The organism is Aliirhizobium wenxiniae, from assembly GCF_019511445.1.
Lineage (GTDB): Bacteria > Pseudomonadota > Alphaproteobacteria > Rhizobiales > Rhizobiaceae > Neorhizobium > Neorhizobium wenxiniae_A.
The window spans coordinates 130413-142135 of sequence record NZ_JAEUAN010000018.1 but is presented as its reverse complement, the minus strand read 5'-3'; the positions used below and the strand labels follow the sequence as shown (position 1 = coordinate 142135).

Sequence of the window (11723 nt, the reverse complement as noted above, 5' to 3'; positions counted from 1 at the left end):
GCCAGCCTCGTGCTCCCTCAGAATGCCAATGATCTGTTCGTCCGTGAAACGTGTGCGCTTCATTCTCTGGTCCTTTCGATGGGCCAGAGCTTACTTCAAAATGGATTATTTCAACGGGGCAAGGTCACCATCGCATCAACGCTGATATATACTTCGTTTGCTACAAATGTTTCCAGGATGGATGTCATTTAATCACTGTGCCGCCAGATTTTCTTTGTTTGATATGTGAATGAGACCTTCTATTCTTTTCTTGGAAAGTCCGGTCCTCTTAAATATTTCGTACTCAGTCGTGACTTTTTGTTGAATGCCCTTAGTGATGATCGAGACTGCTCGCCTGCCCAAAAACGCGAGATCCACGATCCCCGGCTCGGGACCTTCATCGCTACCTCCGCCGCCTCGCGGTTTGATGGCGTCTAGGAAATTTGCGCTTCCAAATCCTTTTGCAAAGGTTTGATAATATTCCCATTTAGATAAGCCCAACTCCGCCGTTCGAACGAGAGATGCGCTTATGCTTGTCTTGAATTCCTGAGATATGGCCTCTGCGGCATTTATTGCGCTGTCGTAGTCGCCAAAGGTCAGTTTTCTTTTTTCAACCATTGCGTAAAGTTTGTCTCGCGGAAGTAAAAGTGAGGCGGCGAATACGTTGCAAAATCGTTCGACATCATTGTCTCTCTGGTAGTTGTCGGATATGGCGGACCTTTTCCCGAGTATGTGCGCAAGTTCATGCGCGAGAGTGAATGATTTTACGCCGTGATTTCTTTTTGATGAATTTATATATATTAGGTTTGATGAGAAATTGTCATGATATAGTGCAAATCCGTCTATCTCGTCAGAGAAATAATGGTCCTGAACTGTAAATACTCCAAGATTTTCCACTGAATCTCGGAAGGATCTGTAGAAATCCTTTTTTGTTTTACTTTCGGCTCTGATGGAATCTATTCCTAATATCCTGCCTATTGCTGCAGCAAATTGCTCAGGATTTTCGTCTAGCTGTTCCGCGATTAGTGTTTGAGGTGGATCTAAATCTAAGCGGATAAATAACTCTGCCAAGAAGTTCCTGAGTTCAAATACTCTTACAAAATGATTGCTATTTCTTCCAAATTTCATTGGCTTGGGAGTGCTGCTGCGGAAGTCAGTGATGGAGGGATCGCTGATCTTGAAGCCTTCCATGAAAAAAGCGTATGCGGGTACAGCAAGAGTATGCGAGAGCTTGAAAACTTGATTTTTCGTGGGAGTATGGCCGCTTTCTACTGACTTACGCAGTGTGTTATGGCTGATCCCGGTGGCGCTTGCCACAGCCTCGATGTTTAAACCGCGGGCTTCAATTATGTTCGTTAAGCTGTCCGGATAAAAGGTCATTATGAATTGTGACGCTCTAGAGTTGTCCGCCTTGCAGTCCGTATTAGGTACTGCGGTCGGGGTCGGATTTATATTTCCCGTAGTAGTTCAGATTCTCAATGAACGAAGTTTGAAGATTATTGCCGGAACGAACGTTCTGCTGACTGATTTGGAGAGAAATTTAGAACGAACGTCTCTGAGAGATCTGGCAGTATATCTTACTGCTTTTCAGCGAAAAAACTCTCATCTTGAAGCCGCATCGGGTTGGTTGATTGGGTTTTCGTCACTTTCGGCCTTAGTCGCATATTGTTTGCTCGTTTGGTCGTTGTTTCAACCAACGGTATGCGTGAGTCTTCCAGTCACAGCAAGCTTAGTGGCATTTGTTTCATTGCCGGTCTTATTCTCAGTCGCTTTCTTTGTTCTTTGGTTTGATGCGACGCGCCCGATCCTCGCTAGGCAACTGTATTACTACAGTCTTTAGTTTTCGGCCTACTAATGAGCCAGTAGGTAGGGTGGTGTTTTTACCGCCCCGGCCGCCCGGTCTTCCCCTTCGTCCGTCCCTTGCGCTTCTGCTCTCCGGCATCCTCGTAACTGCCGGCGCCGATCTTGCCACGGACGACTGGGCGGGGATCGTCCTTGGTGCTATCGGCGCGTTCGGGTTGGCCTTCCATCAGCGGCGAGAAGCGTTTGCTGGGTTCGGTGACTGGTTTTTCCGGGATTTTTCCTGTGGTCGGCTTTTCCGTGCGGCCGACGGTCATTTCGTCGAGCGTGTTGCGGCGGAACAGGGAGGCGCTCTCCTGTGATCTCCCTCCTTGTGGGGGAGATGCCCCGATAGGGGCAGAGGGGGGTATCGATGCGGACTCGGAGGGTGAGGTGCCCCCCTCTGTCCTGCCGGACATCTCCCCCACAGGTGGGGAGATCGACTCGCGGCGAGCGCTCGTTCCACCTTTACGGTTTCCACCTTCCTGGCTCTTCGCCTCGTCCCGTGCGATCGGGTCGTCCATGGTCGCCAGTTCGGCGGCCTTGAGGCGTTTGATTTCGTCGCGCAGGCGGGCGGCTTTTTCGAAGTCGAGGTCGGCGGCGGCGTCGCGCATGGATTTTTCCAGCGCGTTGAGATGGGCCTGCAGGTTGTTGCCAACCAGATGGCCGCCGTCGGCAAAACCCTTGCCGGATGCGCCGGAAATGTCGGCGCGGACGTGGTCGCGTTCGTAGACCGAGTCGAGAATGTCGGAAATTTTTGCCTTTACCGATTCCGGCGTGATGCCGTGTTCGGTATTGTAGGCCATCTGCTTTTCGCGGCGGCGGGCGGTTTCGTCCATGGCGCGCTGCATCGAGCCGGTGATGTTGTCGGCATAGAGAATGACCTTGCCGTCGACGTTACGCGCCGCACGGCCGATGGTCTGGATGAGCGATGTCTCCGACCGGAGAAAACCTTCCTTGTCGGCATCGAGAATGGCGACGAAGCCGCATTCCGGGATGTCGAGGCCTTCGCGCAAGAGGTTGATGCCAACCAGCACGTCAAAGGCGCCGAGGCGCAGGTCGCGGATGATCTCGATGCGTTCCAGCGTGTCGATGTCACTGTGCATGTAGCGGACGCGAACACCCTGTTCGTGCAGGTATTCGGTGAGGTCTTCGGCCATGCGCTTGGTGAGGACCGTGCAGAGCGTGCGGTAGCCTTTTTGCGCGGTTTCCCGGATTTCGCCGAGCACGTCGTCGACCTGGGAGCGGGCGGACCGCACTTCCACCGGCGGATCGATCAGGCCCGTGGGGCGGATGACCTGTTCGGCAAAGACGCCGCCGGACTGTTCCATTTCCCAATTGCCGGGCGTGGCCGAGACGGCGACCGTGAGCGGGCGCATGGCGTCCCATTCCTCGAAACGCAGCGGGCGGTTGTCCATGCAGGAGGGCAGGCGAAAACCGTATTCGGCGAGCGTCGCCTTGCGGCGAAAGTCGCCGCGATACATGCCGCCGATCTGGCTGACGGAGACGTGGCTTTCGTCGATGAACAGAAGGGCGTTGTCGGGGATATATTCGAACAGGGTCGGTGGCGGTTCGCCGGGATTACGGCCGGTGAGATAACGCGAATAGTTCTCGATGCCGGCGCAGGAGCCGGTGGCTTCGAGCATTTCGATATCGTAGCGGGTGCGCTGTTCCAGCCGCTGCGCTTCCAGCAGGCGGCCGCCCTTTTCCAGCTCGGCGAGGCGGATCTTCAGCTCTTCCTTGATGGATTTGATGGCGCCGTTGAGGGTGGGGCGCGGGGTGACATAGTGCGAGTTGGCGTAGATTTTTACGCTCTTGAGGTCGCCGGTCTTCTGGCCGGTGAGCGGGTCGAATTCGGTGATCGAGTCGATCTCGTCGCCGAACATGGAGATGCGCCATGCGGCATCTTCAAGGTGGGCGGGGAAGATTTCGATCGTGTCGCCTCTGACACGGAACGAGCCACGGATGAAATTGATGTCCTGGCGTTTGTATTGCTGGGCGACGAGGTCGGCGAGAAGCTGGCGCTGGTCGAGACGGTCGCCGACTTCCATCTGGAAGGTCATGGCGGTGTAGGTTTCGACCGAACCGATACCGTAGATGCAGGAGACCGAGGCGACGATGATGCAGTCGTCGCGCTCCAGGAGCGAGCGGGTGGCGGAGTGGCGCATGCGGTCGATCTGTTCGTTGATCGACGATTCCTTTTCGATGAACGTGTCGGAGCGCGGCACATAGGCTTCCGGCTGGTAATAGTCGTAATAGGAGACGAAATATTCGACCGCGTTGTCCGGAAAAAAGTTCTTGAACTCGGAATAGAGCTGCGCCGCCAGCGTCTTGTTGGGCGCGAGGATGACGGCGGGGCGCTGGGTCTCCTCGATCACCTTGGCCATGGTGAAGGTTTTACCCGAGCCGGTGACGCCGAGCAGGACCTGGGAGCGTTCGTTATTGTTGATGCCCTCGACGAGATCGGCGATCGCCGTCGGCTGGTCGCCGGCTGGCTTGTATTCCGACGCCATGCGGATCGAAACGCCGCCCTCTGATTTTTCCGGGCGCTGCGGCCGGTGCGGTGTCCAGAGCTTGCCGTCCTTGAACAGCGGATTGCCCGATTCGATCAGTTTCGACAGGGCATCGACCGTGGCGGTGACGGCACCGGGGGCGAGGGATTCTGCGTCTTCCAGCGAGATATCGAGGCCGGCAACCGGATTGAGGCCGGCGGCGGCGCGGGTTTTCGGATCGGAGGATGCACCGATGGAGACGCCACGCGCGGTTTTCGAGGCGGTGGTGTTCTTTGCGGTTTTCTGGGTAGTCTTCGGCTTCGCCTTGGCGGATTCTTTCGCAGCCTGCTTGATGGCTTCCTCGCGCGCGGCGATCTCGATCTTCTTGCGGTGTTTGCCTGCCTTGGAGGCGATCTCGCGCTGGGTCTCGACGCCCGATGCTTCGGCTTCGGCCTCTAGCTGCTTCACCCAGTCGGACACGCTGCCTTCCAGCGGCGCGCCTTCGAAAGACGACTGGGGAGCTTCACCGAAACCGGAATGATCTTCGCGGGTTTCGGGCGTGGATTTTTTCGGGGATCTGGCCATGCCGCGAATATGGAGAGAATCATCGCGGAAGTGAAGAGGGGCGGCGGGAAAATGAGTACAAAAGGGAAACGATTTTGCGTGGCCGTGGAGTTGGAGGCTAATCAGGCCGCCGGCGTCAGCAGCCTCGTCAGCAGCCAGCCGGCGATGGCGTCGACCGGCATCGGGCGGCCGAGGAAATAGCCCTGTGCGGCGGGACAGCCGAGACCGCGCAGCGTGGCGGCTTCTTCTGCCGTCTCCACACCCTCGGCGATGATGTCCATCGACAGGGCCTTACCCAGGCCTGCCATGGCGCCGACGATTTCCTGGTTCTGGAAACTGGTCTCGATGCCGGCGACGAAGCGGCGGTCGAGTTTCAGCCGGTCGACCTTCAGCGTGACGAGGTAGGCCAGTGACGAGTGGCCTGCACCAAAATCGTCGACGGCGAGCTTGTAGCCGGAGCGCTCGATATGTTTCAGCTGCTCGCCGGCCACCAGCGTGTCGAGAATCGCCTCTTCGGTGATCTCGATCTCGAACAGGGCTGGATCGATGCCATGCGCTTGGGTGATACGGTCGAGTGTTTCCGCCACCGAGTAGAGTTCGAATTCGCGCGGCGAGATGTTGATCGACACGGTCGCTTCCGGCAGGCCGAGCGAGGGCAGGGTTGTCAGCAGCCGACAGGCGCCGGTGGCGATGCTGGCGGTGAGGGCTTCGGAGAGATTGGCCGCATGCGCCGCCGCGACGATTTCCGGCGGTGGCACGGCGCCGAGCGCTGGATGCGTCCAGCGCACCAGCGTTTCGAAGCCGATGACGCTGTTCTGCGCAAGCTCGACCTGCGGCTGGAAGACGACGGTCAGCGCGCCGGACGTGATCGCCCCGGCCAGATCCTGCTCGATGCGCCGCTGGCGGTCGGCGCGGGCCTTCAGCGACGGGTCGAATTCCCGCCACTGGCCGCGGCCCTCGTCCTTGGCCCGATAGAGCGCCATGTCGGCTGAGACGAACAGGTCGGCGGCGCTTTCCGCATGTTCCGGCCAGATGCCGAAACCGACCGACACGCCGGAAACGACCGGCCGTCCGCGAATGATGAAGGGCTCGCGGCCGCGCTCGAGGATGCGGCTGGCAAGCTGCCGCGCCTCGGCGGCAGCGGTTGCGCCGCCAATGACGACGGCGAATTCGTCGCCGCCCAGCCTTGCGATGAAGCCGCGTTCTCCGGCGGCTTCACGCAGCCTGTGGCTTGCTTCCAGAAGCAGTTCGTCCCCGGCCGAATGACCGAACGTGTCGTTGATCGTCTTGAACCGGTCGAGATCGAGAATCAGCAGCGCCAGTTGCTCGCCCTGCGTGCGGGCATTCGTGATACCCCGCTCAAGCGCGACATTGAAGGCGGCCCGGTTGGCAACCCCAGTCAACGGATCCCTGTTGGCGAGCACTTCCAGGCTCTCGTTGGCGCTCAGAATGCTGGCATTGGCCCGGCTGAGCGATTGCGCCAGCGCTGTCGCCTTCACCTGCGCCTCGATATTGCCTATGACGATCGCCTGGCCCTTCGTGCTGCTTTTGTAGAGCACGAAAGTCAGCGCCAGCACGTTGAGCGCCAGCAGATTGCCGCCGGCCGCTTCACTCATCAGCAGCGTCGCAACGACCGAGATATGGACGGGAAAGGCAAAGGCAAGCGCGGTCACCGCATGGCCGGTTCCCAAAAGCACGGCACCAGTGGCCATGCCGCACATCAGGATATAGATGCCGCCATCGATACCCAGCGCATCGAAATCGGACAGCATGAAGGGCAGGGCAGCCCAGGCAATGCCGCTCACCAAAGCGCCTAGTGTCATAAGGCGAAGGCACAGATTCGGTTTCAATTCGTCCAGACGACGGCGTTTTATCGCGGTTCCGACGGCAAAACGACCGACAACCGTGATTAACGCGGCAGCAAACCAGATGATGGCAAGCATGGTGAAACCGCGATTGATGGCGCTCATCAAAAGAGCGGAGAACGACACGAACGCATTCACCGTAAGCGTCGTGGGCAGGCGCTCAAGTGTGGCTGCGGCTTGCGCTCGCCTCACCGCGAGTTCAAGTCGCGGGGCGTTTATCTGACTTGTCGAATCCTGCAGCATTCACTAGGTCGTCACATTCATGGGCTGAGAATGTAACATAAGGGTAAGCTAATAATAAAGTCTTTCCGATGGTATGGGCTGGCACGATTAAGGCGCCAAGTTCTGCTCTTCGCCGATCTTGCCGTAAGAAGCCGGTCTGCACATCACAGCCTGCGGGCCTGATGCCGAAACTGTGAGATGAGCCAGCGAAACCATTGTGTTGAGATGGAAGCGATCGACGTCAAGGGGCTGGAACTTACGGAACCTGAACGTTGATCGGCGGTTGGATTACAAATCGTCCATCTCTCGAAATTGACACATTCTGTCACCGTTTCCGCCCCACTTGTCGGTGACGTTTCAAAGATTGAACAAGGAGTAGCGCATGGCTCTTGCAAGGCCCACGCTTGCGGCGATCCGCTATGGATATGGTCTAAGGCCCGGGCAGGACAGCCCGTCCGATGCCGATGGGCTGATGAACCAGCTCGCAAAAGGCATTGCCGCCAAGGACCGCTTTCCGCGAGAAGGGCTCGTGGGTCGGCGCGAAACCGCCACGCGGGTGATTTCGCTGAGGGCCGCAGAGGCCAAGGCTGCAAAGGAAGGCAAGCCGAACGAAAACATCCGCAAGGAGACGCAGCGCGAGGCGCAGCGAATCTATCGGGTAGATGCCATGTCGCGCTTAGCGCAGGCGATCCATTCGCCATTCGGTTTCTACGAGCGCCTGGGCAGTTTCTGGATGGATCATTTTTCCACCAGTGCGCTGAAATCCCTGCCGATGCGCATGATCGTGCCGCTTTACGAAACGGAGGCGATCCGTCCGCGCATGGCGGGATCTTTCTCCGATCTGCTGAAATCCGCCATTCTGCATCCCGCAATGCTGATCTATCTCGATCAGGACCAGAGCGTCGGGCCCGATTCCCGGGCCGCGCAGGAAAGCGGGCGCGGTCTCAACGAAAATCTCGGGCGCGAATTGCTGGAACTGCACACGCTGGGAGCAGAAAGCGGCTATACGCAGGAGGATGTGCGGGCGGCAGCCCTGATCCTGACCGGGCTGACCGTCGACAACAGGGCGCTGCAGATGGTCTATCGTCCGCGCCGGGCGCAGGGTGGAACGATCACGCTTCTCGGGCGCGAATATCAGGACGACGAGGCTGGCAGTCAGGATCACATGCGCATGCTGGAGGATCTTGCGGCCGATCCTCGCACTGCCGCACATATCTGCCGCAAGCTTGCAGCCCATTTTATCAGCGACAGTCCGCCTGCCGAGATCACCGACGTCATGATTGCGGCCTGGAAGGAAAGCGACGGAAATCTTGGTGACGTTTATCGAGCCATGCTCGATCATCCGCTGGCCTGGGAAAATCCGGGCCAGAAGATCAAGCAGCCGTTCGAATTCGTCGTATCCGGTTTTCGCGCTCTCAATCTGCCCGATACCAACATGGCAGCACTTCTGGCCGACATGGAGGCGGATGACGATGATGTCGGTCCGGTCGGAAAAGCCATGCAGATGGCAGGGACTGCGAAGTCCGCAGAACAGCGTCGCAGGCGCGCAAACGAGGCTAATGCTCTTACGCTCGGCGCGCTGCAGAAAATGGGGCAGCCGATCTGGCAGCCGCCAAGCCCGGCAGGTGTTCCCGATACGACTGCCGCATGGCTGACGCCTGCCCAGCTAAGCGAACGGATCGACTGGTCGCGAAGGGTTGCAAAGATACTGGGGCAGAGACTGGAACCGGCCGATTTTCTTCACGCCGCTCTCGGCGATGCCGCTTCGCCTGAAACCGCACGGGTCATCGCGCAGGCGCCGAGCAGGCTGCATGGCATCACCATGGTTTTGTCGTCGCCGGAATTCAACAGGAGATAGGTCGATGAGCCAGAACGAGAGCGCCCGGAACAAGAGTTCCAATTTCCGCTTCTCCCGTCGGGGTTTTCTCGCCGGAGCCTGCTGTGCGGCGGCAGCCCCCGTGCTGACGCCGGTCACATTCGCGGCCATGCCCGGAGACAATCGTTTCGTCACCATCATCCTGCGCGGCGCGATGGACGGGCTTGATCTCGTGCAGCCCTATGGAGACCCGGCCTTTGCGGCGCTGCGGCCCAAGCTGGCGCTGACGCCGGATACGGGACTTCTCGACCTTGACGGGGTTTTCGGCCTCAACCCGGCCGCGTCCGCTCTGATGCCCCTTTGGAAGGCGGGACATCTCTCCTTCGTTCATGCTGTTTCGACACCTTATCGCGACCAGCGGAGCCATTTCGACGGGCAGGATATTCTCGAGACCGGCGGCGCCGACAAGAGCCAGAAAAGCGGCTGGCTGAACCGGGCCCTGGCCGTCATTCCCCGTTCTGACGCCCGCAAGGCGATCGATATCAATACATCGATGGAACTGATCCTGACCGGACCGAACCAGGTGGACAGCTGGTCGAGCCAGAGCGACTTTTCGCTGGCCGACGACGAGATCGCCTTTCTCGACCGGCTTTATTCCCATGATCCGCTTTTCGCCAAGGCCTTTGACGAGGCCAGGACAACCGACAAGGCGGCCGACCTTCTTTATGCGGACGCAAAGCGCGGTTCCGGCATCGCCGACATGGCAAGACTTGCCGGGGGCATGTTGCGCGAGCAATATCGGGTCGCAAGTTTCTCGATCAACGGCTGGGATACCCATGTCGGGCAGGCAGGCCAGTTCAAAAAGGCGGCGGGTGATCTGGCGACTGCAATCACCACATTGAAGGAAGCCCTCGGCGACGAGGCCTGGAACAAGACCGTAGTTCTGGCGATGACCGAATTCGGCCGCACCGCCCGACAGAATGGCACCAATGGCACCGACCACGGCACGGGCGGCCTTGCCGTGCTTGCCGGCGGCGGCGTGGCCGGCGGCAAGGTGCTCGGCACGTGGCCGGGTCTTGGCGAGGGGAAATTGCTCGACGACCGCGACTTGATGCCGACCGGCGATGTTCGCGAGGTCGCCGCCGCGATGCTCTACCGTCAATTCGACATCAAGCCGAGCAGCCTGACCAGCCGGGTATTTCCGGGGCTGGGGTTTGATGAGGGCTCGGTGTTTCTGAAGGGGTGAGCGTGCGGCAGCCGGTGACGACGGTCGCGTGCGTTTCAGGCTAATATGGTCATGAGCGACCGCTGCCGCTGTGCATCAAGGCTGCTCTGGGTAGTCTTCGATGAGGCGAGTAATCGTACTGCGGCCAAGTTCACTCATGACGGGGTTCGTTTCCTTGTAGTACCAGACCAGACCCATCGCCTGCTGGAATGCCCAGGCTGCGCCCCGGCGCCATTCGAGGTCATCTGCGTGGAGGGATTGCCGGAAAATTGCTCGGTTATCCCGATCGAGAAGATGCCATCCGGCCACGAGATCGAGTGACGGATCGGCGGGGCCAAAACCGCCGGTATCCAGCACTCCGACAAGCTGCTCGCCTTGAACCAGGAGATTTGCCGGAATGAGATCCTTGTGGCTCATCGTTTCACGCTTCGCAGAGGGTAGCTCGCGAAAGCTTTTCCACATGAGGCGCAAGCGGTCGACATCAAGAAGGTCTTGGCTTTTCGAAAAGCACTCGTCCATCCAGCTATCGTGATCGGGCAAATTTCCGCCCCGGCTGCGACCGTCAAATCTTCGTCCTTTGAGATCTGCCCTGCGAAGTGTGGTGATCAGCCGGGTAAGATCGAGAGCGAAGGTCGGTGAATTGCAGAGGCTGGCCGGAGTAGCCGTTGTTCCCTCAATCCAGGTCTGAACAAGCCATGGCAGCGGATAACCGGAACTTGGCCGCCCCAAACCGAGCGGCCTTGGGCTGGAAAATGGGGAGAGCTGGTTAAATTCCGCACTGGCCCTGGCTTCCGTCTCCAGCAAACGGGTACATTCGACGGGGTTAATTCTGCGCAGGGGAAAGCGTGCGGCATGTCCGGCGCCGATGCGGAAGATCGCATTCACCGTGCCTGCTGTGTCGAGCGCAAAGATCTCCTCGCCTCGAAACTGAGGAAATTGGTCGGCGATCAAGTCTCTCACATGCGTGGTCTTGATACTTATCTGATCGCTGTGCATCCGCCGTCCTCAAAAAAACTACGTTCCATATTTTTGCGACGAAATGGTTCCCGGCAAATGCAGCCAGCCTTCAAGGAGGTCCCCAGTGTGGACGTCCTTGAAGACTGATTTTCTATCGACAGAGCGCCATCATTCCGCCGGTACTGCCTTTGGCTTGCCGTCTTCATCGAGCGCGACCATGACGAAGGTTGCGGCGGTGACCTTTTCCTGTGCCTGATGGCGGGCGCGGTGGGCCCAGGCTTCGACATTGAGGGTGATCGATGTCGTGCCGACGCGGGTGATTTCCGTGTAGATGGCTAGCGTATCGCCGATCTTGACCGGTAGCTGAAAAGCCATTTCCTTGACCGCTGCGGTGACGACACGGCCACGGGCGCGTTCTGCCGCGCGGATGCCGCTGGCAAGGTCCATTTGGGCCATGACCCAGCCGCCGAAAATATCGCCGGCCGGATTGGCGTCGCTCGGCATCGCGAGCGTTCGAAGGGTTAGTTCACCGGTCGGTTTTGCGGCTTCGCTCATTCCTGAAACATCCTTTTCAATTGATCGTATCTGTCGGGAGGCGGACACTAGCCTTGTTTCTGGCGATTGCCAGTTTCTTTTGGTCATGGCGACCATGAGCGCTCGTCATGACTTGGAGATGGAGAATATTCCAAGATGAAATCCGGGTTCGACTTGGCCGTTTGACCGAAGCCAAGTTCTTCACGGCCCGGTAACTTCCGATCGTTATC

The 11723-nt window shown here is 58.6% G+C and carries 8 protein-coding genes; 3 read left to right on the top strand and 5 right to left on the bottom strand.

The features are described from left to right. Positions 1-192, top strand: a 192-nt coding sequence (locus JNB91_RS21190) for a hypothetical protein (protein ID WP_220327461.1), incomplete at its 5' end; no start/stop codon positions are given. On the opposite strand, the gene JNB91_RS21185 is transcribed toward JNB91_RS21190, so the two are convergent. The 3 genes from JNB91_RS21185 to JNB91_RS21175 all read right to left on the bottom strand — a co-directional run bounded on the left by JNB91_RS21185 (position 193) and on the right by JNB91_RS21175 (position 6931). Continuing rightward, the gene (locus JNB91_RS21185; protein ID WP_220327460.1) at positions 193-1359 is read right to left on the bottom strand and encodes a helix-turn-helix domain-containing protein; all 1167 of its coding nucleotides are present in this window, start codon (positions 1357-1359) and stop codon (positions 193-195) included. Positions 1360-1859: 500 nt separating this feature from the next. Further along, a complete protein-coding gene (uvrB, locus tag JNB91_RS21180; RefSeq protein ID WP_220327459.1) occupies positions 1860-4895 on the bottom strand; it encodes an excinuclease ABC subunit UvrB in 3036 nt (1011 codons plus the stop codon). A 101-nt stretch (positions 4896-4996) separates the two neighbouring features. Beyond that, positions 4997-6931: a putative bifunctional diguanylate cyclase/phosphodiesterase gene (locus tag JNB91_RS21175; RefSeq protein WP_220327458.1), complete on the bottom strand. Its 1935-nt coding sequence runs from the start codon at positions 6929-6931 to the stop codon at positions 4997-4999. Positions 6932-7343: 412 nt separating this feature from the next. On the opposite strand from JNB91_RS21175, the gene JNB91_RS21170 reads away from it, so the two are divergent. Together JNB91_RS21170 and JNB91_RS21165 are read left to right on the top strand one after the other, a co-directional pair. After that, positions 7344-8819, top strand: coding sequence for a DUF1800 domain-containing protein (locus tag JNB91_RS21170; RefSeq protein ID WP_220327457.1), 1476 nt, complete (start codon positions 7344-7346; stop codon positions 8817-8819). Between the two features lie 4 nt (positions 8820-8823). After that, positions 8824-10023, top strand: coding sequence for a DUF1501 domain-containing protein (locus tag JNB91_RS21165; RefSeq protein WP_220327456.1), 1200 nt, complete (start codon positions 8824-8826; stop codon positions 10021-10023). A gap of 75 nt (positions 10024-10098) precedes the next feature. Here the strand turns inward: JNB91_RS21165 and JNB91_RS21160 are convergent, their stop codons facing one another. Both JNB91_RS21160 and JNB91_RS21155 read right to left on the bottom strand, forming a co-directional pair. Next, positions 10099-10962: an aminoglycoside phosphotransferase family protein gene (locus tag JNB91_RS21160; protein WP_346269376.1), complete on the bottom strand. Its 864-nt coding sequence runs from the start codon at positions 10960-10962 to the stop codon at positions 10099-10101. A 165-nt stretch (positions 10963-11127) separates the two neighbouring features. Further along, positions 11128-11514: an acyl-CoA thioesterase gene (locus tag JNB91_RS21155; RefSeq protein WP_220327454.1), complete on the bottom strand. Its 387-nt coding sequence runs from the start codon at positions 11512-11514 to the stop codon at positions 11128-11130. Positions 11515-11723 lie beyond the last annotated feature (209 nt).